The organism is Hungatella sp. SB206 (assembly GCF_051132295.1).
Taxonomy (GTDB): Bacteria; Bacillota; Clostridia; order Lachnospirales; family Lachnospiraceae; genus Hungatella; species Hungatella effluvii.
Genome location: NZ_CP096603.1, coordinates 1,628,447 through 1,651,720, shown reverse-complemented (window position 1 = coordinate 1,651,720; position 23,274 = coordinate 1,628,447). Strand labels below are relative to the sequence as shown.

Sequence of the window (23,274 nt, the reverse complement as noted above, 5' to 3'; positions counted from 1 at the left end):
CTCTTCCCTTACTCTTTCCTCCCATATTCGTAACTCGTACTGCTTTGCGAGTACTCCTATAACCGTTACGGAAACATGGGAACCAGCTTAAGCCCCTGATTTTCCGGAAGGCCGAACATGATGTTCATGTTCTGAATCGCCTGTCCTGCGGCGCCCTTCACCAGATTATCCATGGCTCCCATCATGACCACGCGGTTCGTTCTCGGATCAATCTTGAAGTTCACATCCACAAAGTTGCTTCCTTCCACCCATTTCGTCTGAGGCGCCTCGTCGCGGCCAAGCACTCTCACGAAATACTCGTTCTCATAATATTTATCGTAAATGGTCTTTACCTCTTCATATGTAACGCTCTTAAGCAGAGTCCCGTAAGCCGTCACGAGGATGCCCCGGTTCATGGGAACGAGATGCGGTGTAAAGCTGATGGTCACAGGCTTTCCTGCCGCCAGCGAAAGCTGTTCTTCGATCTCCGGCGTGTGGCGGTGAACGCCGACACCGTAGGCCTTGATGCTCTCATTGACCTCGCAGTACAGGTTATCGACCTTGGCCCCGCGCCCCGCACCGGAGGTTCCAGATTTTGCGTCGATAATCACCGTATTCGGATCGATCAGTCCCTCTTTTACCAGAGGATAGACCGAGAGGAAGGAGCAAGTGGGATAACAGCCCGGATTAGCAATCAGGCGGGCGCCCTTGATCTTTTCCCTGTTGATCTCCGGAAGTCCGTATACCGCTTCCTGAATATATTCCGGTGTCTTATGTTCTATTTTATACCATTTCTCATACACCGCCACATCCTTGATCCGGTAGTCGGCGCTTAAATCAATCACCTTAGCCTTTGATAATACCGCTTCATTCATGAGAGAAGCACAGAATCCCTGAGGCGTGGCCGTGAAAATGACATCGGCCTGTTCTGCCAGCGCTTCCATATTATCATCCATACACGCGTCATCTACAAACTGCACCATATTTTTAAATACCGACGCGTATCTCTGGTCCACATAGCTTTTGGATCCGTACCATGTAATTTCCACATCGTCTCTCTGCAAAAGCAGCCTTGCAAGCTCACCGCCTGCGTATCCGGTTGCCCCCATGATTCCTGCTTTAATCATAATTATTCTCCTCTTTTTTTATTGGTATTACCGCATTCATTTGACGGCTTTCCATATTACCCTGCCCTGATTTGTCCTGCCTTGATTATAGTAACTTTCCCCTCGAAATAAAAGTACCTTTTTCTGTTTTCTTCATTCTTTTTTATACAGCTTCACCGGAATATCCACTTTCTTCTGTGATGATAGTTCATAATTATACATTGTCATTGCATATTATGCAAGTTTTTTTTGATATTTTTTATTTTATACTTGCATTTTTCATAATAATGGTGTATATTTATGAAAGTTCAGGAAGCCAGGAAACAGATCCGTAAGGCTTTCAGGAAATGTTCACGATCTATATTCAGGAGGAATCTTAATATGAAAGAGAAAGTTATTTTAGCCTATTCAGGCGGACTCGACACAACTGCTATTATTCCGTGGTTAAAAGAAAATTTTGATTATGAAGTTGTCTGCTGCTGCATCGACTGCGGTCAGGGCAACGAGCTGGATGGCCTTGAGGAGAGAGCCAAATTATCCGGCGCTTCCAAATTATACATAGAAGATTTAGTTGATGATTTCTGCGACAACTACATCGTTCCATGCGTTCAAGCCAATTCCGTATACGAGAATAAATATTTACTGGGCACCTCCATGGCTCGTCCGGCCATCGCCAAGAGGCTGGTTGAAATTGCCCGCAAGGAAGGTGCTACCGCCATCTGCCACGGCGCTACCGGAAAAGGAAACGACCAGATCCGTTTCGAGCTGGGCATCAAGGCTCTGGCTCCTGATTTAAAGATTATCGCTCCATGGCGTATGACCGATGTATGGACCATGCAGTCCCGTGAAGACGAGATTGAATACTGCAAACAGCATGGCATCAACCTTCCGTTCTCCGCAGACAACAGCTACAGCCGTGACAGGAACTTATGGCACATCAGCCATGAAGGCCTGGAACTGGAAGACCCGGGGAGCGAACCGGATTACGATCATTTACTGGTTCTCGGCGTTTCTCCCGAAAAGGCTCCGAATGAAGGCGAATACGTTACCATGACCTTTGAAAAAGGGGTACCGGTCAGCGTAAACGGCGAAGCGATGAAGGTTTCTGATATCATCCGGAAATTAAATGAACTGGGCGGCAAGCACGGTATCGGCATCGTTGATATCGTAGAAAACCGTGTAGTAGGTATGAAGTCCCGCGGCGTCTATGAGACTCCTGGCGGAACAATCCTGATGGAAGCTCATCAGCAGTTAGAAGAGCTGGTGTTAGACCGCGCCACCATGGAAGTAAAGAAAGACATGGGCAACAAATTTGCACAGATCGTATATGAAGGAAAATGGTTCACTCCTCTCCGTGAGGCGATCCAGGCTTTCGTGGAATCCACACAGCAGTACGTAACCGGCGAAGTTAAATTCAAGCTTTACAAGGGCAACATCATCAAAGCCGGCACCACAAGCCCATACTCCTTATACAGCGAGTCCCTCGCTTCCTTCACCACCGGCGACTTATATGATCATCACGACGCCGACGGCTTCATCACCTTATTCGGCCTCCCGTTAAAGGTCCGCGCCATGAAGATGCAGGAGCTGGAGAAAAAGAACGGAAAATAAAACTGAATGGAAATACCATTTTATTTCTCCAAAACTGTAGAATATAAATATAGTCAAACGGAGCAGACATCAATGTCTGCTCCATTTTTATCCATTTATTTCCCGTACGGCAATCAAACTGCTTAAGGATTATAAAGAATCATATGCAAAACCGCTTTCTCAGTCCCCGTATTTCTGTATGAATGCGTATTGTCTGCCTGAAACCGTATACTTTCTCCTTTTTCGACCGAAAAAGTCTGCCCCTCCACGTGAATGGCAATCCTTCCTTCAAATACAGTAATAAACTCTGTTGTCCCCTTCAGATGCGGATCTGATTCCCAATAGCTGTCTTCAGCCAGTTCCAGATAATACACTGCAAATCTGCGATTCTCATCATCCGGAAAAATGGAATAGTTTTTAACCTTTCCGCTGTCTTCCAAAAGAGGCTGTACTTCTGACGTCCTGACAATCTCATATGCACGTTCGGGGCGCACGGTAAGGGCGTCAAACGGAACCTTCATGCCATTTGAAATCTTCCATAATGTAGACAGCGTCGGATTACCCTCCCCCCGTTCAATTTGGGCAAGCATACTCTTGCTCACGCCGCTCAGTTTAGAAAGCTCTTCCATACTCAGCTTATTCTCTTCACGAAGCCGTTTAATATTTTTAGCAACAATCGTGTTCATTGGGTCCATAAAAACTCCTCCTCCCCATTGACATTATAATGCACTTATTGTATCATTATATCGTATATGTACGATATAATCTTCAACTTATATCATTATATAGTTCTTTTTAGGATTTGTAAAGAGAAAATAATTGTTCAAAGAACAAGGAGGTTTAATATGTTTCATTTATATGATTTTCTGATTTACTGTTTCATCACCGCTTATACGCCTGGGGCTAATAATCTATTGTCTATGAGCAACGCCATACGTCTCGGCTTTTACAGGAGCCTCCGCTTTAATTTCGGCATCCTTGCAGGCTTCTCGGTTGTCATGGCTGTCTGTACCATTTTCAGTGCTGCGCTTTACTCTCTGCTGCCCAAAGTAAAGCTTGTCATGCAGATTGCAGGGGGGGCCTATATGCTGTATCTTGCATGGAAGGTCTTTCGAAGTACTGCCGATTTAGATCCCGACAGAAAAGACGAAACCGGTTTCTTCTCGGGCATGATCCTGCAGTTTGTCAATCCTAAAATATATATTTATGCAATTACCACGATGTCGCTCTATATTCTTCCTGTCTTTCACTCCATAGGAGCACTGGCAGGATTCTCCGTACTGTTGTCGCTTATCGGCGCCTCCGGTTCCTTCATATGGGCATTGTTCGGGGCTGTCTTCTGTAATTTTTTCTCCAGACATACAAAGGCTGTCAATCTGGTAATGGCGCTCTTACTCGTTTACTGTGCAGCCGCACTGTTCTTATAACTGGTTCCTTACCGGCTTCTCCAGGGCTCTTTTAATCAGCTTCATCCACCTTTTTGTATAGTGGTATCCTTCCTCCATACAGCTTTCCATATATTCAAAGGTCAGAAGCCCAGCCCCCGTTTTTAACTCTGGCTTCAGCAGAAAGATTTCTCCGCTGGACCTGCATTCCTTTAACTCCCGGCTCATAATGGAAAAAGAATGGGAGGCAATATCCAGAATGGACGTATCATGGGGAGTCTTATAGTCTGCACCAATGTCCACTGCGATCACCCGCTTCACACCGGCTGCGATCAGCAGATCAACCGGAAGATTATTAGTAACTCCCCCGTCTACCATACAGTAACCGCTTATTCTCCGGGGCTGAAATACGGCAGGTACGGAAGCACTGGCCATCATTATCTCGCAGAGCGGCCCTTTTTTCTCCCATCTCACATTCTCCTGACGCCGGGCAGCATCGGTAATTCCGCCTTCCATCAGATTCGTAAATGCAATGGTATCTCCGCTTTTCAAGTCCACGGCCGGGATCAGCACCTTTCTGGGTAACTCCTGGATAACGGCCCCCTCCGTCAGCTGGCACAGAAAATGCATCAGCCGGTTTCCCTTCAGCAGTCCCGTAAGCGATACCTCCTGTCTGGAAAAAAGCTGTGGTAAAAATGTAATCATTCCGATGATGTCCGGGTCAAGAAACCTTTTCCCATGCCGTGACATCCACTGCACCACTTCCTTCATCATTCCCAGATCCACCCCTGCCCCGTAGATTCCCGCAACAATCCCTCCTGCGCTGGTTCCGGCTACGATGTCCGGCAGCAGTCCTTCCTCTTCCAGTGCCAGTAGAACCCCCACATGAGCTGCTCCTCTGGTTCCCCCTCCGGCAAACGCAATCCCATAATCCGGCATATCTTTTCCTCTTTGTTAATTGTCCAGATTTTTATGATAATGTATGCTGTCATGGACCGTTTCATGATTCCACGTTATGGTTCCTCATAACAGTTGTAACAGTTTGCAGAAATATAAGAATATCCTTGCATTTATTCCGGTCCTCTGGTATTCTAATTCTATCAGCCATATTCTGGCACATCTATGAATCTTCCGTTTTCTTAAACGGTCTAATATCATATCTGAAGGAGAATCCCTATGAACGAAGCTATGTTGAAAACATGTATGGAGCATTGCAATTCTACGTCTGAAAATGTAGGCATTTTTGTCGACTTTGACAACATCTATTACAGTCTGAAGGAATACGGTGTCAATCCCGAAGCTCCTGAATACTGCGTCTTTTCGCTGATGGAGCGAATCTATTCTATTAACAAGATTCGAACCCTGCGGGCTTATGCTGATTATGATCAGGTAGGCGTATCCTTAAAACATCTCCAGGAAATGCGGGTACAGATTAAGAACGTCTATGGCAATGGTCTGGAAGAAGAGTACCGGAAGAACGCCTCCGACATTGAACTTTCCGTGGATGCCCTTGAAATCTACTACCGTTCTCCCGAAATCGATACCTTCGTCTTCCTCACCTCCGACAGCGATATGATTCCCATTATGAGCCGCCTCACTTATAAAGGAAAGCACATCCACCTATTCTGCATCGATGATCACACCTCCCATTATCAGGATATTTCCCGATTCTGCCATTTCAAATGCGATCTGCTTACCCTCTTTGAAATCGATCCCCAGCGAAAGAACCCGGAATTCTGGACAGACCGCGCTCTGACCGAGATTTCTGCCTGGTATTCCGTCAGAAAGAACAGCGACATGATGCTGGGCGGTAAATGGCTGAACCGGCTCTTGTGTGAGAAACTTCAGATTTCATCCCGTGCCGCCAGCCGCATCATCACCTATTTAAAGGACAATAATCTAATCCGTGAAACCTCCAATTCCGCAGGCCACACCGGCTTTTTTCCCATTTCCTCCCTTTAAGCGAACTTGCAAGTCAAAAACTCCGCAGCAAGCAGCGGCTTTTTTGACCCTTGCGGCAGCCGCCAAGTGGACACGCCAGCGTGTTCGTTTGGCTTGTTGCTGGCGGAAATAAATTGCCGTATGAGTCGATTTACGAATCGAAATACAAAAAGGGGCAGCGAACAGACTGATATTTTAGTCTTTCATGACTTCTGTGTTTATGATAAAATAAAAGGAGACGTACAAATGGAAAAACGAATTGAAGACCTGAATCTGGAGGACTGCTTCTGGGAGATGAGGCAACAAAACTGTTTCTTAATACAAAAGGAACCGTTGACGACATAGACGAAGAGATGAAAGAATTGCTGACCTACATAGAAAACACCACCGACACCTTCGCCCAGCAGGCTAAAAGTTCACTGGTTAAAAAGATACACCAGAGAGTTATTGATGTTAAGCAGAGTAAAGAAATGGAGGCGGAATATATGACATTGCTGCAGAGAGACAGGGAGAATATTGAACAGGGCATTGAGCAGGGTATCGAACAGGGCGAACGTAAAATGGCCGCTCTCACCGAACTTCTCTTAGATCAAAAACGTACTGACGATTTAAAACGCGCCATCAGGGATACTGCCTATCGGGAGCAGCTATATAAACAATTTAACATCCTCTAACAGGATCATCACCAGTCAAAAACCTCGCGGCAGTCGCCAAATGGACGCGCCAGCGTGTCCGTTTGGCTCGTTGCTCGCGGGAATAAAAAGAGGGGAAACAATGGCATCCTGCTGCCGTTCCCCCTCTTCCAGTATCAAAATTTATAAAAATCCATACAGCATATCATTTGCACATCACATCATCGGCATATCGGAGCCATTTTCACGCTTCGATGCTTCAGCCGCGCTGCTGCCCCTACCAGTAAGGCTTCCAGTCTTTCATTCTCCTGGTCAGCGCCTCCATATAAAAGTAGTCGCCCCAGGTGCTGCATTCGTCCACGCCCCTGTTTATACACGTATTGTACGCGGAATCGCGCGCGTACGTTCCGTGGAGTAAAAGGCCGTTGGAACGGGTCTTATCCGTGTTGGCACAGTGATCCATCAGGGCACAGAGCATCTTGTCTGCGGCTGTTAAATACTTCTCCGCTTTCGCTTTATCCAGATAGCTGCTCATCTCCAGTATTCCACAGATGGCGATGGCGGAAGCCGAGGAATCACGTGGTTCCGTGCTTCCCGTATCGAAGTCAAAATCCCAGTATGGGACCAGATCTTCCGGCAGATGGGCTATAAAATAATCGGTGACCTGACAGAACAGATCCAGGTATTCGGGTGTTTTTAAGTACCGATAGCTCAAGGCGATGCCGTATATTCCCCACGCCTGGCCTCTGGCCCAGGCGGAGCCGTCACGGTTTCCCTGATGGGTAACGCCGTGGTCCGGTTCTCCGGTCACAGTATTGATAAAATATGTGTGGTAGGTGGAGCAGTCCGGTCTCATCACACACTTCATCGCCGTCCGGATATGGTTTTCAGCTTTATCAGCGTAATCGGGATTTCCGGTAACCTCGCTGGCCCAGTAAAGCAGAGGCAGGTTCAGCAGACAGTCAATGATCAGACGGTATTCCGACGTTTCATTGACATTGCCCCAGGCCTGGATAAAGCGGCCATTCTCCCGATAGCGGCCGGCCAGGTGATCCGCAGCTAAAAGTGCTGCTTCTTTGGCATGGCTGCTGCCGGTCAGCTTATAAGCTGCCACACAGGAAAGGCTGTAGAGAAATCCCATATCATGGTGATTTACATCGATTTTCTCCCGGATTCGTTTCAGGAAGCTTTCGACCTGAGATTCCGCCGCCTCCTTAAAGCAGGCTTCCCCTGTATATTCATAAGCCAGCCAGATCACGCCGGTCCAGAATCCGGTTGTCCATTCTACGTTTTCTGTCGGCAGATAAAAGCCTCCCTCGCTGTTGGAACTCTCAAAAAATTCCGTGAATTCCGGCAGGTTGGACCGGACGATCTCCGTGGCTGCGTCCATGTACTTCTTTCTTTTCTCCGCATCCGTTCCCGGATACTGACGGATTCTTTTCATCGTCTGCGCCATATTCTGTCTCCTCTCTCACCGCTCCTCTTTTACAGAAGAAACGGGTCTCTCGTTTTCCTTAAATAGGATCTTATTACCGCGTCATAAGTTTCCGCTATGGCGTCCTGCTGACCCAGTTCGACAGGATTTAACTGCAGGGGATCTTTCTTATTATCGTAAAACAGCCGTCTCTGCGATTCGGACGGAGACGTCCCGTTGTCAACGACATAGGTGATATCCTTCGTTCTGATTCCACGCCAGCCGAACGCCTTGTTGTTTAATCCCAGCTTGCGGTACTCTTCCACCAGTTCAGGCATGCCCGGTATCATGCAGAGAAATGTGTGTTCCGGTTCCTCTTCCATGGAGCCCCCGCGGGCCAGGGACGCGAAGCTTTTTCCCTGAACCGTATCGGGAACCGGCACATCCAGCAGTTCCAGAAGTGTCGGCATGTGGTCCTGGCTGGCGATCAGGGCATCACTGTGCCCCTTTACAACCTGTGGCCCCCTGATATAGAGAGGAATCCTGATGGACTCGTCAAACCAGATGTTCTTTCCCATCAGGCCATGAGACCCCATACAGTCCCCGTGATCGGCCGACAGCACTACGATCGTGTCCTCTGTCAGGCCTTCCCGGTCCAGATACTCCATGATCCGGCCAAAATTATCATCCAGTCCTTCTATGGCTCCGTAGTACTCTCCGAACTTCTTCCGGAACGCCTCATCGGTTCTCAGCTCATCCGGGACGTTTCCACGGAATACGAGTTCCTTTCCCCGGTAACGGTCCGCATACTTTTCCGGAAGCAGATCATAGGGAGGATGGGGCGGATTCCAGGAGAGGAACAGGCAGAATGGCTTTTCCTTATTCCGGCCGTCCAGATAATCCATCACAACATCCGTCTCATGCTCCGGAGACCATTTGGCGCCCTCCTCCTTTTTCGGTTCGTCCTTCCAGTAATGGGGCGACAGATGTTTATCCATCGCTCCGTAGGAATACCAGTAATCAAAGTGATGACGCCGTTCTCCCGGAGGAGTGAAGGCATCCCAGTTCACCGCACCGGATTCCGGCTTCTCGTGAAAGTTCATTTCACTCGCGTCGAGATGGTATTTGCCCACATAGGCAGTCTCGTAACCATTTTCATGGAGGACATCGGAAATGGTTACCTCCTGCGGCTTTAACATGACGGTCTCATCCAGGCCAATCTTGCAGTTGGTCCACATTCCGCAGCAGTACGGATACTTGCCCGTCAGCAGAGATGCCCGGTGGGGCGAGCACAGCGGGTACGTGCTGACCGCGTGGTCAAACGCCATGCTCTCCCCGGCAAAACGGTCCATATGAGGCGTACTCACATGGTCCTCTCCCGCCGCCCCAATGGCCTGGGCGCGCCATTGGTCGGCGAAGATGTATAACAGGTTTTTCTTTTTCATCTAACGGTCCTCTCCCAGGAATGTATCATATGCTTTCTGGTTGATTTCCAGCGCGCGGTCGATGCCTCTGGCCTTCAGTTCTTTGATAAAGGTATCATACTCAGAATCGAAATCATTGACACCGAGAATCCAGGACTGGAACTTTTCATCGACATAAGGCTTGATGCTTGCCATAATGTTCTTATACTCGGTCTCATCATCAGAGGTATACTTTAACGCCATTTTTCCATCCAGGTAAGGCGGAAGAGAATCGTCAAACCACTCATCATGGCCATTGTACAGCTTATTCGCCTCGATTCCGTCTTCCTTCATGGTTGCATACTCGTAGTCTCCATCCTGGCACATGCCGATCCGGTACTGGGCGCCGATGGAACGAAGATATCCGATTGGTGTCAGTTCGGACTGAAGTACCGTGTCGGTAAAGTGTTTGCTGCCATCCGCATCTCTTGTAAAGGTATCTCCCTCGATTCCCCAGTTCATTAAGTCGCTTCCTTCTTCCGTGAAGAAGTAATCCATAAATTTAATCACGGTTACAGGATCCTTGCACTGGGAGGAAATTCCCCAGCCCACACCCGGATATCTGGATACACGTTCTTTTACAACACCGTTCTGATCCGCAGGCGGTGCGATGGCTACCATCTGGAAGCCCGGGATGGTCTCCTGAAGCGTGGAGTTATAGTTTGCCGTACTCACCCAATCATGGGTACAGCCGCCGAGATCGCCGCCCAGCAGGGTATCTCTGGAGGAAGCGCCTCTCGTGAAAATTTCAGGATCAATCAGTCCTTCCTGGTACCATTTGATCATGTTGGAAACGCCTGTCCTGAAGTTCTCTTCCAGCGGTTCGTATTTCATCTTTCCGTCTCTCGGATAGAATTCAAGGCTGGTATCCCAAAGATACAGATACTCATCCGGCTGCTTCCATCCGGCACGGTCGAACAGCGGAATCTCGTCCTTTAATCCGTTTCCGTTGGGATCCTCGTTGCGGAACGCATACAGCACATCGTGGAGCTCATCGACGGTGGTCGGTGCCTTTAAGTTTAATTTATCCAGCCAGTCCTGTCTGATCCACCAGAACTCGGCAGCCTTGAGCTCCTGATTTTTCGGAATCTGGTAGATATTTCCGTCCAGAGAGTATGCCGTCTGGCGGAATCTGGCGTCCTCGTCCAGCACCTTCTGGATATTCGGCGCGTGTTCCCTGATCAGATCGTTTAACGGAATCATTCCGCCGTCGCGTCCCAGCTTCTCCAGGGAGGACGCGTCTACGTAGCCGATGATATCGGCCAGATTGCCGGAACTCATCATCAGGTTAAACGCCTCTTCTTCGTTGGAATTGGAGAGGGAAATGGTTCCCTTAAGACTGACATTCGTACGCTTCGCGGCTTCCTGCCATACCTGCCAGTTCGAGTCGAACGGCATGTTATTGAAGTTTAAAAATACGGTAAATTCTTTTGGTTCCTTGCTCACGAGGCTGCCTTCCAGCGTCTCCTCTGTCTGGGCCTGGCTGGCGCCAGCCTCCCCTTTTGCCGCCTCTGTGCCGCTTGTTTCGCTCTTTGCGGAACAGCCCGCCAGTGTGCCGGTAAGCATTACTGCCGCCATTGCCGCCGCCATAAGTCTTCTTTTTTTCATTTTTGAAATACCTCCTTTTTGATGTTGTAACTGTTCAGAACTGCTATGATAAGTTAACCCTTCACTCCTCCAACGGTGACGCCGGTCTTAAAGTATTTCTGTACAAACGGAAATACGATCAGCATCGGTACAATGGCTATGATTATCATAGCATAAATTACCGTGGTTGGAGAACTTAATGAATTCTGTGTTACGATTGCCGCCTCCGAAGCGTTAGCCACCCGGTCTACGATCATCTTCTTTAGCAATACCTGAAGGGGCGCCTTCCTGTCATCATTTAACAGCTGCATGGCCCAGAAGTAACTGTTCCAGCGGTTGATCGCGTAAAACAGTCCCACCGTAGCCAGCGCTGGCTTGGAGAGCGGTAAATAAATCTTGAAAAATGTGATAATATGGTTGGCTCCATCGATAAACGCCGCTTCCTCCAGTGCCTCGGGAAGCTGTTCGAAGAAACTCTTCATAATAATCAAGTTGTATGTGTTGATCGCAAACCCAAGGATAATGGCCGTTCTGGTATTTAACAGGCTGAAATCCTTGAAGGTTAAGTACATGGGGATAATTCCCGCGTTAAACCACATGGTGAATATGGTAAATAAGGTAAAGAACTTGCGGAAAACCAGCTTCTTTTTACTGAGGGCGTAGGCCATGGTCGTCGTAAAGAGCATATTTACCACAACGCCGGCAACCGTATAAAAAATGGTGTTTCCGTAGGCCAGCCAGATGCCGCTTTTCTTGATGGCTTCCTTATAGCTTGCCAATGTAAAATGCCTGATGGCAAACATGACATCGCCGTTCTCCACGTAATACGGCTGACTGAGCGATGCGATCAGCACGTAATAGATCGGATAGAGCACAACCAGGCTGATTACAATTCCGAGGATCGCCATGCCTGCATTGAATACCTTTTCACCTGTTCCAATTACCTGTCCCTGATGGATTTTCTTATTTTTCATCTCGCGCCTCCTTACCAAAGTGCCGTATCGGAAAGCTTACGGCTTAACCGGTTGGCCAACGTGACAAGTACCAGTGCGACAATTGCCTCAAACATACCGACCGCCGTTGCGAGACCGTAGTTCCCGTTTTCAAATCCCAGACGGTAGGAATAGGTAGCGATAATATCTGCTTTGGCAAATGTAGATGGCTGATACAGAAGGAGGATGGCCTCATATCCTACCTTTACCATCTTTCCGATATTTAACACCAGCATGGTGACAATCGTCGGAAGAATCGCCGGAACGGTGATATTCTTAATCTTCTGCCATTTTCCGGCTCCGTCCACGGTGGCCGCTTCATATAACTGCGGATCGATTCCCATGATGGCCGCAATAAAGACGAGCGCATTGAAGCCTGCGTTCTGCCACAGGGTCATGATCGTGTAGATTCCTCTGAAATACTGGGGCTGTACCATAAAGTAGACCGGCTCCATTCCCAGCTTTTCCAGAATCATGTTGACGATACCGGTACTGGGAGACAGAAAGTTGACCACGATACCACAGACAACGACGACCGATACGAAGTGCGGAAGGAGTGTTGTCATCTGCGTCATCTTGCTGACAAACTTGTTCTTCATCTCCGTAACCGCGACCGCCAGAATTATCGGTATCGGGAAACAGACGACCAGCTGCCAGAAGGAGATCATCAGTGTATTTTTCAAAACCCGAAGAAAATCTCTTCCTGTTAAAAAGGTAATGAAATTGTCCAGTCCCACAAAGGTGCTTCCCGAGATTCCTTTAAATATGTTGTAATCGTAAAAGGCAATCGCCAGACCGGCCATAGGCTTGTAGGCAAACGCCAGGAACCACAGCACCCCCGGAAGCAGAAGAAGATATAAATCCCAGTTCTTTCTGACTGAGTGCAGGCAGGATTCTTTATTTTTGTTGCCGCCCTGTTGCTTAAACATTTGTAACTCCCCTCTCATATTCAATTAATTTTACAAAGCTCATTCCCGCTTCTGATATCCACTTTAAACCCGTTCATCCGGAAAAGTAAATCACTGTTTTTCAGGTCATCTGCAATAGGATTGCTTTTTTATATTCATTTTTCAACTCATCACCAATTCACCCGATTCGCGCCATATGATTGATTTTTACAGCTCATTCCCTTATACTCGGATTACATGTTTTTAAATAAGTAAACAAATGGGGGTATACACAATGCAGCAAAAAAATATTTTAATCATCATCTGCGATCAACTTTCCGCCACGGCATTAAGTGCCTACGGCAATACATATTCTTCCACGCCGAATCTCGATGGTCTGGCGGCCCGGAGCGCCGTCATGGAGTATGCCTATACTTCCTGTCCGCTCTGTCAGCCGGCCCGGGCCTCATTCTGGACCTCGCGCTATCCGCACCAGACCGGCGTACTCTCCAACCTGCCCGATCAAGGCTTTCCAGCGGTCTCCAACGATATTCCGACGCTGGGAGAACTGTTTTCCCATGCCGGTTATGATTGTGTGCATTTTGGCAAGACTCATGATTATGGGGCACTTAGAGGCTTTAAGGTCATCGAATCCGAGGAAATCCATATCCCGCGGACGAATCCGGCCATCAAATTCGATTATGAGACGTATCTTGATATTGACACAACGGAAAAGTCCGTCCAGTACCTGTCTTCCCGGCCGGAAGGGCCGTTTCTCATGGTCTCTGACCTGCAGAATCCGCACAACATCTGCGCCTACATTGGCGAACACAGCGAAGGATACGGCGATTTCCCGCTGGAGCGGGAGCTTCCTCCTCTGCCGGAAAACTTTGATTTCGACGATATTGCCAACCGGCCGGAATTCATCCAGTATCTCTGCTGCGCACACAGAAGGCAGCGCCAGGCCAGCGGCTGGAAGGAAGATGATTTCCGCCACTACCTTTACGCCTATTATTACTACCTGTCCATGGTGGACAAACAGATTGGCCAGATTCTCGAAGCGCTTTTAAAAAGCGGTGCCGCGGATCAGACTATGGTCGTTTTTCTGGCCGATCACGGTGAAGGGATGGCGTCTCATCACCTTGTGACAAAGTACGGCGCTTTTTACGAGGAGACGAACCGGGTACCTCTCTTTTTCGCGCTTCCGGGTGGGAATCAAGCGTCCCGCATCGGCGGCGTAACCTCTCTTCTGGATCTGGTTCCCACGCTTTTGGATTATGCAGAACTCCCCTGTCCTGACGGACTGGAGGGGATATCCCTTATGCCTCAGATCACGGGAGTAAAAACGCATTCCGACCGGACCGCCGCAGTGGCGGAATGGTACGATGAATTCCGCGATTATACCGTTCCCGGGCGCATGATCTGCGACGAGGATTATAAGTATATCTGTTATCTGGAGCCGGACAGCGAGGAGCTTTATGACATGAGAAATGACAGATATGAAAAAACCAACCTGGCAGGTAAACCGGAGTACTCCCCGATTCTGGAAAAGTACCGTTCCCTGCTTAAACATCATCTGGAAAAGAGCGATGATCCTTTCTTCACCCTAAAGACGGCAGGCACCGGGAGCTACCGCCGCCATCCGCTGGGATTTGAGCATCATCAGGGTCTCAGCGCCGTGGAGAAATACGCCCTGGAGATTAAACGAAAGTAGATGGTCTGACGTTATGTTTTCATCTGGTATCTATAAAAACCGTTTGTATAAAATCCTGATTTCTACCGGTACCATAGTGATAGTCCTGCTTGCAGTGCTGTCAGGCAGCTACCTTCACCTGCAGCAGAAAAGCAGCTATATCCACAACTTATCAAATTCCACGGCCGCGCTGGAGGCCAATTCCAACATCGCCATGAATCTGATCTCGCGGGCAGTCAATGACGTCAGCCGTGATAAGAGCATTACGAAATGGGTAAATTCATCCTCCGCCAACGATTTCTATTTCAATTCCATAACCGCCTTAAAGCAGCTGCGAATCATCACCACGGACTCTTCCATGCTCAATTATGAGCTGGCTGTGACGACGGTAGGTCCGCTGGAATTTGACGGAGAATCGTACGGTATGGTCCTGGACCAGTCGGGGACCGTGGACAGGGATAAATTTTTAAGACACGTAAAGGGGCTGTCAAAAGAAGAAATGGAGTCCATGGATCAGCATTTTTCCGCTTCTAACCGACCCTTTTGCCTGCCTCATTATGAGAATGACCGCCTAAAATCCGTTTACTATATCGTAAAGGATTACCGGCATTCTTCCAGCCTTCTGTGTTTTGTCACGATTCCGATCGAGACGCTTACAGGCTCTGCCAGGCCAGGCCAGTTTCTGCTTTACAGTGACGACCGGCTGCTGGCGGTCAGCCATCGGGAAGCCGATATGGATGAAGTTTTTTCAAATATGATGAGTATGGGTATGGAGGCAGCCGATTCCGGAATCGGACAGCAGGAATTCTTCAAGCTTGGAAAGGAGTACGTATTTCCTACAAGCCTGCCTGCCATTGGATGGGAAATTGCCTATGTCTATGACAGCTACATGCTGGGTTCCGGCCAGATTGTATTCTTTCTTTTGATTCTGGTCACGGCAGCCTGCATTTTCACCTTTTTAATCGCGCTGCTGGTGGAGGCGCTCTATAAGCCAATCCGGGAAGTCGTGGAAGATTCCATGGATTCCCCTGAGGCTGGTAAACCCATCGATGAATTTAAGATTTTACGGCAGAATTCGGAAAAAATAAAATCCTTAAGCAAGACACTGATGGAGGCCATGGACGAAAATGAACGCCTCGCCTCCCAGCAGCAATACCGCCGTCTGCTCTTCGCACCCCAGCCGGGAGGCCTGGCAGAATGCGGAGAAGAGCCGGAAGAGGATTACAGCGTGGTAGTAGTGGAGTTCCAGCCTGTAAATGAGGGTTCCTCCCCCAGCTGTATCGTTATTTTAAAGCAGTATGTCCATGAGTTTACCATGAACGTACCTGACATGATATTCGTGGACCTGGATTCCACACGGTGCGCCATGATCGTGAAAAGCGGTAACACAGACGAGATTCTCCTGCAGCTCTACGAGCTCCTCCGCTATCTGACACAGAAGCCCGAGGATGAGACGATCAACCAGTGGATTGCTTTAAGCAATCCCAGAAACGGCTTAAACCGGATCTGGCTGGCCTATCAGGAGACGCTGCGCATCCTGGAATACAAGCACGTATACGGCCATACCAATATCCTGACCTTCGAACAGATCCGTTCCGTGGACGCGGTCACGTATTCCTACCCGCTCTCCATGGAGAACCGGATGGTCCACTGTATCGTGGAAGGCAAAGAGGAGGCGCTCCAAATCTTCGATCAGCTGATCCGCACGAACCTGGTAGAGAAAACGCTGTCGATCGAGTCGATTCAGAGCTTCGTCTATGTCCTGATCGGTACACTGGGCCGTGTCTTCCAGGAACTGAAGACATCGCCGGAAGCACTTTTAAAAGAAGATATTAATTTTATGTATCTGTATGAACACTGGAGTGATTCAGTCACCATTACCACCTTAAGACACGCAATTCAGGACATTCTGACCGCGGTGAGCTGCCGGGGCGAAAACAACGATGAGAAGCTTCTGAATGAGATGATCCGTTATATCCACACGAATTACACCGACGATATCATGTTAAACGACATGGCGGACCAGTTCAACATCTCCCCCAAGTACTGCGGAATCCTGTTCAAACAGCTGAGCGGCCAAAACTTCAAAGACTACTTAAACCGCTATCGAATCGAAAAAGCCAAAGAACTCCTCCAGAAGGAACATGGTATTAAAATCGCAGAATTAAGCCTGATGGTCGGTTTCAACAGCGCAAACAGTTTCATCCGCGTATTTGGAAAATACACCGGAGTTACCCCTAAGGCCTACATGGAATCCTTAAAAAGTTCCAGTATTAGCTGATAAAACATGCAAAATCCATTACCTGAAAGCGAAGGCGGCTATGGAAATGGCGCCGGTCTGCGTATCGTATACCAACTTATCCGTTGCAGCGATCATATGCTGGTTGCTGTAATCGGTGTCCGTGCAGATGGCGGGAATGAATTTTCAGACACGCTCTGGCACAAAAGCGTATACTAAAACATGATTTATAAACAAAAAGAAACGACAGGCACCTGCCGTTTCTTTTTGTTTGTATAACTGTCTGCATCTTATAGAAAATTTCCCAAAATCTTTAATTTCCAGCCGCATAATAAGCATCAATCCCATCCGCGATTCCCTTTGCGATCTTCGCTCGATACTCATCGGTGGCCATCTTTTTATCTTCCTCTGCATTGCTCATAAATCCCATCTCCACAATGGTAACCGGGATTTTGCACCAGTTGATTCCGCTCATGGTATCGGTCTCCTGGACTCCGCGGTTTTTAAAGCCTGTGGTGTCACAGATGCCCTTTACCACTGCCTTGGACAGTGCAGAGCTCTTGCTGTATAAGCTTCCATTATAAGGGTTCTTCGATGTCTGGCACATGGTCAGGGCGCCATGAACACTGGTATCGTTTAAAGAGTTGGCATGAACGCGCACGAAAATATCCGCACCGCTCTTGTTGGCCATCTCGGCCCGCTCTGCGTTGCTGATATTCACGTCATCCGTTTCCCGGATCATATAAACCTGATAGCCCCGGCTAAGCAGTTCTTCCTTAAGCTTCAAGGAGACCGCAAGCGTCAGCTTGTATTCGGGTATCCCCGTCGCATTTCCCTGCGTTCCGGAGGCAACCTTGGCCTTCTTCTCCGATGCCCCCGGCCCTATCGGTTCTTTTTCTGAATTGCCCTTCGCCTGGTGTCCCGGATCGATGGCAATGATCTTGCCGGAACCGGAGCCTGTGACTGCAGGAGCCGTTGTCTCCGGTTCCGGAGCCGGCTGTTCCTTTGACACAAAGCTGGAGGATATGTAACACTCCTGATCCTGATAGATGACACGGCTCCAGCTGTCGCTGTATCCGGTCCGTTTCAAAGCAGTTCCCCTGGAAACCGTAGTGATCACCGCACCGCCCGTTCCCGCGCTCTTTCTGATATTAACCTGACTGCCGGTTACGTATACGGTTTCATCCACCACCGTAAAGGCGGGAGCCGTCTCCGTAGTCACAGCGGCCTCGTGGGCGCTTGTCCCCGCCTGGCCCCCCGGCTTCTCTGTCCCGTTTTTTCCATTCCCGGTCTCATTCTCAATAGAAACCGCTGCCGTCTCTTCTCCATTTTCCAGTGTGATATCACCGGAAGCCTCTTCCAGCGTCGGCACCTCGACCGGTTCATACTTCCTGCCGCATCCGGCCAGTGTCAGGAGGCACACAAGCGCGGTTACGATATAAATTCCGGTTCTTCTCTTCTTATTCACAGTATCGTACCTCCTCCGGCAACGTAAGTATCTGTATAAAACACGACGGCCTGCCCCGGTGTAATCGCCCTCTGAGGCTCATCAAACCGGCATTCTACCAGATCCTCGCCCACTTCCCGGATGGTGCAGGGGGCGCCTTTGTGGCTGTAGCGGATCTTTGCGTTTACGCGCATCTCACCGCCGTGAAGTCCGTCGACCGCCATCCAGTTCAGGCGGTTACAGCGGAGCGTATCGGAAAAGACATCATTCGAATTTCCAATGACGACTTCGTTCGTCTCCGGCCTTATTTCCGTGACAAAGACGGGATGGCCCATGGACAGGTTTAATCCCTTCCGCTGGCCAACCGTGTAGTGGGTGATTCCTTCATGCTGTCCCAGAACATTGCCATCCAGGTCCACAAAGTTGCCTCTCGGCAGCTCTTTTCCCGTGTTTTCTTCAATAAATTTGGCATAATCGTGATCGGGGATAAAACAGATTTCCTGGCTGTCCGGCTTATGGGCGACCTTTAAATTGATCCGGTCCGCGATTTCACGAATCTGATCCTTAGAATAGGCGCCAACCGGCATCAGCGTATGAGCCAGCTGGTACTGCGTCAGATTATAGAGTGCGTACGTCTGGTCTTTCGCCGCCGTAACGGACATTCTCAGTGCGTACCGCCCGTTTTCCAGCTGCTCAATTCTGGCATAGTGACCTGTGGCGATATAGTCCGCTCCGATATCCAGGCTCCGTTTTAACAGCGATTCCCATTTGACATACCGGTTGCAGGCGATACATGGATTCGGGGTGCGGCCGTTCCTGTATTCATCCACAAAATAGTCTATTACATTTTCTCTGAATTCCTCTTTGAAATTCATCACATAATATGGAATCCCCAAATCCCAGGCCACGCGGCGGGCGTCGTCCACCGCGCTTAAGCCGCAGCAGCCTCCGCTCTCCTCCACGGCCTCTTTCTCTTCGTCCTGCCAGATCTGCATCGTGACGCCGATGACATCATAGCCCTGCTCCTTCAGCAGCCATGCTGCCACGGAGGAATCCACGCCGCCTGACATTCCTACTACTACTTTTGGTTTATTCATCGCTTCACATTCCGTTTCTTCTGCCGGCATCCGGTTCACCGCCGGCTTTAATATTCTTCTTCCACTTCTTCCTCACCGATATCTGACTTCGGTTTTTTCAGGCCCTGAATCTCGATTCCGTTCTTCTGGGCGTAATCCCATAAGGCAGCGTGAATGGCTTCTTCTGCCAGTAAGGAACAGTGTACCTTAACTGGCGGCAGTCCGTCAAGCGCCTCACACACCGCCTTGTTAGTTACTTCCATCGCTTCCTGGATCGATTTGCCTTTCACCATCTCGGTTGCCATGCTGCTGGTAGCCACCGCTGCGCCGCAGCCAAATGTCTTAAACTTTACATCGTTGATGATTCCGTTTTCATCAATATCGAGATAAATTCTCATGATATCGCCGCATTTCGCATTTCCTACCGTACCCATGCCGCTGGCATTCTCTATTTCTCCTACATTTCTTGGATGCTCGAAATGATCCATAACTTTTTCTGTATACATTTTTATTTTTCTCCTATATTTAGTAATATATCGACAATTTACGTAAGCCTATTACCGATTCTGACGCTTTACGAAGTCCTCATATAAAGGTGACATGCTGCGCAGCTTCTCTACGATCTTTTTGATGGATTCTACCACATAATCCATCTCTTCCATGGTATTATCGGAATTCAGCGTCAGTCTTAAGGATCCGTGAGCAATCTCATGAGGCAGGCCGATGGCCAGCAGCACATGGGATGGGTCCAAAGATCCCGACGTACAGGCAGAACCGCTGGAACCGCAGATTCCATCCATATCCAGCATGATGAGTAAGGATTCTCCCTCGATAAACTGGAAGGCAAAGTTCACATTGTTGGACAGCCGGCTGGTTCTGTGACCGTTGATTCTCACATAGGGAACCTCCGCCATCACGCGTTTCATCAAATAATCGCGCAGCTCAGACTCTTTCTTCGTGCGCTCTTCCAATGTGTTCATGGCGATCTCTACGGCCTTTCCAAAGCCAACGATCCCCGGAACGTTCTCGGTGCCGCCGCGGCGCTTCCGCTCCTGGGCGCCTCCATGCATAAAGGAACGCGTCTTGATTCCGGTACGGATATATAAAAATCCGATTCCCTTGGGGCCGTTTAACTTGTGGCCGCTGGCGCTCATCATATCAATATGATACTCATCTACATTGATCGGAACGTGGCCGAAGGCCTGAACCGCGTCTGTGTGGAAGATAATTCCGTGCTCTTTCGCGATCTCACCGATCTCCTTCACCGGTTCGATCGTTCCGATTTCGTTGTTGGCAAACATAATGGAAATCAGGATGGTGGTGGGGCGGATTGCCTTCTTCAGTTCATCGATTTTGATGACACCATTCTCATCTACGTCTAAATATGTCACCTCAAAACCGCGCTTCTCCAGATATTCGCATGTGTGAAGAACCGCATGGTGTTCAATTTTACTGGTAATAATGTGATTTCCCTTCGCCTGGTAAGCCTCAGCCGTCGCGGCCAGTGCCCAGTTATCGGACTCAGTGCCTCCCGCTGTAAAGTAAATCTCATTGGTTTTTGCTCCAATGGCATCTGCAATCGTCTCTCTGGAACGGTTGATCGCCTTCTTGGATTCGTTGGAAAACTCGTACACGGAAGATGGATTGCCATAAAATTCCGTAAAATACGGCAGCATCGCATCCACAACCTCCGGCCGTGTCTTTGTCGTCGCTGCATTGTCAAGATAAATAAATCGTTTCATAATTGTTAGTTCCGCCTTTCTGTAGTCCTAAAGTTAAAAGCTTCATCTACATTTTCTATTATACACAGATTTCCTATAATTTCAATAGGAATAGTTATCGTTTTTGTTACAGTTGGGTCTTCCTTCGTTACCATTCATGGCCCGGTCTGGCCTGCGCTGTCCGGTCTGGTCCTGCCGGTTGACGCGGCCTTTCCGGTGACTTTGCAGGGTATTAGCAATTCTTAACGTGCAGAGTTTTTCGTTCAGGGGAAATCCCCACCTGTTTGAGCGCCAGCGAGTTTGGGGATTTCCCCTGGTTTTTAGAAAAATTCTGCACGTTTAGAAGTGCTTATCCCCGAAACCGGAACCGGAAAGGCCGCGTCAACCGGCAGGGCCAGACCGGACAGCGCAGGCCAGACCGGGCCGTGAATGGTAACCTTCTTTCTGAAAGCTAAGTGAAAAATGTCATGAAGGGGGCTCATTAGAAATATATTATAATAATTCCCATATCATGGAGTTTTCATGAAGGATTCTTTAAAGATTTCCCAAAAACTTTCGCCAAGAAAATATGCCCTGTTTACGGGCACTCTCCTCCTTACTTCTACAGGGCTCATTACCCGCGTGCTGGGGTTCTTTTACCGAATCTTTCTTTCCAGAACCATCGGTGCGGAGGGACTGGGGCTCTACAACATGGTCCATCCGGTATTCGGCATCTGCTTTGCCCTGTGCGCAGGGTCCATCCAGACGGCCATCTCCCAGTCCGTTGCCGCCAATGTAAGGAAAGGCCGTTCCATCTTCCGGACCGGCCTCGTCATTTCCATGTCAACCTCTTTTGTCCTGGCCTGGCTCATCATCCGGTTCCAGGATTTTCTGGCCGGCAGCATCCTGATGGAACCGCGCTGTGCACCGCTTCTCACCTACATAGCCGTCTCCGTACCCTGCGCCGCCATCCATGCCTGCATCAACGGTTACTATTATGGTATGCAGCGTACCCGGGTTCCGGCATTCGCTCAGGTAATTGAACAGTCTGTCCGCATCGGCGCCGTGTTTCTGATTGCGGATATTATGCTGGAAGCCGGGATCGAGATCACCGTCCAGCTGGCTGTGGCCGGCCATCTGATCGGGGAGATCGCCTCCACCCTCTATACCGTCGCGGCCTGTCAGTTTTTCCCGCCGAAACTGCCGGATGGCACCTACGCGAAAGATACGGATTCCGACGGCCGTCGTTTTTCGGCCGCGGCCGATTCCTTCCGCCGAACCGCACCCGCACTCATGACCCTGGCGCTGCCGCTTATGGGCAACCGCCTCATCCTGAATATTCTTTCAAGTGCGGAGGCGATCTGGATTCCCGGTTCCTTAAACCGGTTCGGCTTATCAAGCTCCGAGGCCTTCAGTATTTACGGCGTCCTTACGGGAATGGCGCTGCCATTTATCCTGTTCCCCTCCACGATCTTCAATTCGCTGGCCGTCCTGCTGCTTCCCACGGTAGCCGAGGCCCAGTCGGAAGGAAACGAACGGCGGATCGCAGGTACTATCTCCATGTCCCTGCGCTACTGCCTGTACGTGGGAATCCTGTGCATCGGAATCTTCACCCTGTTTGGCAACGATCTGGGCGTCAGTGTCTTTAAGGATGAAAATGCCGGATCCTTCATCATGACCCTGGCATGGCTCTGTCCCTTCCTTTATCTGGTCACCACCATGGGAAGTATCTTAAACGGCCTTGGAAAAACCTCCACCACGTTTATTCAGAACGTGACGGCTCTTTTCGTCCGTCTGGCCTTCGTGCTGTTTGGCATCCCGAAATTCGGAATCATGGCGTACCTGATCGGTATGCTGGCCAGCGAGCTGCTTCTGGCCCTGATGCACATCTTCTCCCTGAAAAAGCAGGTCTCCTTCTCCTGGAATGCATGGGATATGATTGTGAAACCAGCCCTTCTCATGGTGATGGCGATCGGAATCTACTATGCGGCAAGCTCCGTCTGCGATCCGTTCGCGGCGCTTCCGCTGTTTATCAAAACCGGCTTCCACATCCTGATTTTGTCCCTCTGCTATCTTCTGCTTCTGGCCGGAGCCCATTTCTTTAAGAGGGAAATTCAGGCGGAGTAAACAGAGTATAACTAAA

20 protein-coding genes are annotated in these 23,274 nt (G+C 49.2%); 8 read left to right on the top strand and 12 right to left on the bottom strand.

The features are described from left to right. Nucleotides 1-65 precede the first annotated feature (65 nt). A complete protein-coding gene (gene argC, locus M1L66_RS07175) occupies nt 66-1,106 on the bottom strand; it encodes an N-acetyl-gamma-glutamyl-phosphate reductase (protein WP_187022388.1) in 1,041 nt (346 codons plus the stop codon). Between the two features lie 360 nt (nt 1,107-1,466). Between argC and M1L66_RS07170 the strand changes: the two genes are divergently transcribed. Next, a complete protein-coding gene (locus M1L66_RS07170; RefSeq protein ID WP_434691812.1) occupies nt 1,467-2,696 on the top strand; it encodes an argininosuccinate synthase in 1,230 nt (409 codons plus the stop codon). Between the two features lie 122 nt (nt 2,697-2,818). Here the strand turns inward: M1L66_RS07170 and M1L66_RS07165 are convergent, their stop codons facing one another. Further along, on the bottom strand, nt 2,819-3,370 hold the full coding sequence (locus M1L66_RS07165) for a helix-turn-helix domain-containing protein (RefSeq protein WP_434691810.1): 552 nt from the start codon (nt 3,368-3,370) through the stop codon (nt 2,819-2,821). A gap of 150 nt (nt 3,371-3,520) precedes the next feature. On the opposite strand from M1L66_RS07165, the gene M1L66_RS07160 reads away from it, so the two are divergent. Beyond that, a complete protein-coding gene (locus M1L66_RS07160) occupies nt 3,521-4,102 on the top strand; it encodes a LysE family transporter (protein WP_434691807.1) in 582 nt (193 codons plus the stop codon). Here the strand turns inward: M1L66_RS07160 and M1L66_RS07155 are convergent. Next, nucleotides 4,097-4,999, bottom strand: coding sequence for a patatin-like phospholipase family protein (locus M1L66_RS07155; protein WP_434691804.1), 903 nt, complete (start codon nt 4,997-4,999; stop codon nt 4,097-4,099). The genes M1L66_RS07160 and M1L66_RS07155 overlap by 6 nt on opposite strands. A gap of 237 nt (nt 5,000-5,236) precedes the next feature. Here M1L66_RS07155 and M1L66_RS07150 point away from each other — a divergent pair, with 237 nt between their 5' ends. After that, nucleotides 5,237-6,022 carry an NYN domain-containing protein gene (locus M1L66_RS07150; RefSeq protein WP_187022393.1) on the top strand — a complete coding sequence of 262 codons (786 nt, stop codon included), beginning with the start codon at nt 5,237-5,239 and terminating at the stop codon, nt 6,020-6,022. Between the two features lie 332 nt (nt 6,023-6,354). Then, nucleotides 6,355-6,675: a hypothetical protein gene (locus M1L66_RS07145; RefSeq protein ID WP_434691800.1), complete on the top strand. Its 321-nt coding sequence runs from the start codon at nt 6,355-6,357 to the stop codon at nt 6,673-6,675. 235 nt (nt 6,676-6,910) lie between these two features. Here M1L66_RS07145 and M1L66_RS07140 read toward each other — a convergent pair whose 3' ends face one another. Genes M1L66_RS07140 through M1L66_RS07120 form a run of 5 tightly spaced genes read right to left on the bottom strand, consistent with a single transcriptional unit; the run spans nt 6,911 to nt 13,018 of the window. Continuing rightward, nucleotides 6,911-8,089, bottom strand: a complete 1,179-nt coding sequence (locus tag M1L66_RS07140; protein ID WP_434691798.1) for a glycoside hydrolase family 88 protein — start codon at nt 8,087-8,089, stop codon at nt 6,911-6,913. Between the two features lie 29 nt (nt 8,090-8,118). After that, nucleotides 8,119-9,492, bottom strand: a complete 1,374-nt coding sequence (locus M1L66_RS07135) for a sulfatase family protein (RefSeq protein WP_434691795.1) — start codon at nt 9,490-9,492, stop codon at nt 8,119-8,121. Then, nucleotides 9,493-11,118 (bottom strand): extracellular solute-binding protein, encoded by a 1,626-nt coding sequence (locus M1L66_RS07130; RefSeq protein ID WP_434691792.1) that lies wholly within the window; start codon nt 11,116-11,118, stop codon nt 9,493-9,495. It abuts the gene before it with no gap. A gap of 53 nt (nt 11,119-11,171) precedes the next feature. Then, nucleotides 11,172-12,071, bottom strand: coding sequence for a carbohydrate ABC transporter permease (locus M1L66_RS07125; protein WP_110321584.1), 900 nt, complete (start codon nt 12,069-12,071; stop codon nt 11,172-11,174). 11 nt (nt 12,072-12,082) lie between these two features. Then, a complete protein-coding gene (locus M1L66_RS07120) occupies nt 12,083-13,018 on the bottom strand; it encodes an ABC transporter permease (protein WP_002601170.1) in 936 nt (311 codons plus the stop codon). Nucleotides 13,019-13,271: 253 nt separating this feature from the next. On the opposite strand from M1L66_RS07120, the gene M1L66_RS07115 reads away from it, so the two are divergent. From M1L66_RS07115 to M1L66_RS07105, 3 genes are all read left to right on the top strand, one after another. Then, complete coding sequence (locus M1L66_RS07115; protein WP_434691787.1) at nt 13,272-14,690, top strand: sulfatase family protein; 1,419 nt, start codon at nt 13,272-13,274, stop codon at nt 14,688-14,690. Nucleotides 14,691-14,703: 13 nt separating this feature from the next. Then, nucleotides 14,704-16,950 carry a helix-turn-helix transcriptional regulator gene (locus M1L66_RS07110; RefSeq protein WP_187022398.1) on the top strand — a complete coding sequence of 749 codons (2,247 nt, stop codon included), beginning with the start codon at nt 14,704-14,706 and terminating at the stop codon, nt 16,948-16,950. A gap of 127 nt (nt 16,951-17,077) precedes the next feature. Then, nucleotides 17,078-17,134, top strand: a complete 57-nt coding sequence (locus M1L66_RS07105) for a hypothetical protein (RefSeq protein ID WP_434694214.1) — start codon at nt 17,078-17,080, stop codon at nt 17,132-17,134. Between the two features lie 87 nt (nt 17,135-17,221). Here the strand turns inward: M1L66_RS07105 and M1L66_RS07100 are convergent, their stop codons facing one another. The 4 genes from M1L66_RS07100 to nifS are packed head-to-tail and all read right to left on the bottom strand — an operon-like array spanning nt 17,222 to nt 21,173. Next, on the bottom strand, nt 17,222-18,376 hold the full coding sequence (locus tag M1L66_RS07100; RefSeq protein ID WP_434691784.1) for an N-acetylmuramoyl-L-alanine amidase: 1,155 nt from the start codon (nt 18,374-18,376) through the stop codon (nt 17,222-17,224). Next, nucleotides 18,373-19,452 (bottom strand): tRNA 2-thiouridine(34) synthase MnmA, encoded by a 1,080-nt coding sequence (gene mnmA / locus M1L66_RS07095; RefSeq protein WP_187022507.1) that lies wholly within the window; start codon nt 19,450-19,452, stop codon nt 18,373-18,375. Before mnmA ends, M1L66_RS07100 begins: the two co-directional genes overlap by 4 nt. Nucleotides 19,453-19,499: 47 nt before the next feature. Continuing rightward, the gene (nifU, locus tag M1L66_RS07090) at nt 19,500-19,937 is read right to left on the bottom strand and encodes a Fe-S cluster assembly scaffold protein NifU (RefSeq protein WP_002601175.1); all 438 of its coding nucleotides are present in this window, start codon (nt 19,935-19,937) and stop codon (nt 19,500-19,502) included. A gap of 51 nt (nt 19,938-19,988) precedes the next feature. Continuing rightward, nucleotides 19,989-21,173, bottom strand: coding sequence for a cysteine desulfurase NifS (gene nifS, locus M1L66_RS07085; protein ID WP_002601176.1), 1,185 nt, complete (start codon nt 21,171-21,173; stop codon nt 19,989-19,991). A 501-nt stretch (nt 21,174-21,674) separates the two neighbouring features. Here nifS and M1L66_RS07080 point away from each other — a divergent pair. Continuing rightward, nucleotides 21,675-23,258, top strand: a complete 1,584-nt coding sequence (locus tag M1L66_RS07080; RefSeq protein WP_117634606.1) for a putative polysaccharide biosynthesis protein — start codon at nt 21,675-21,677, stop codon at nt 23,256-23,258. The last annotated feature ends 16 nt before the right edge of the window (nt 23,259-23,274 follow it).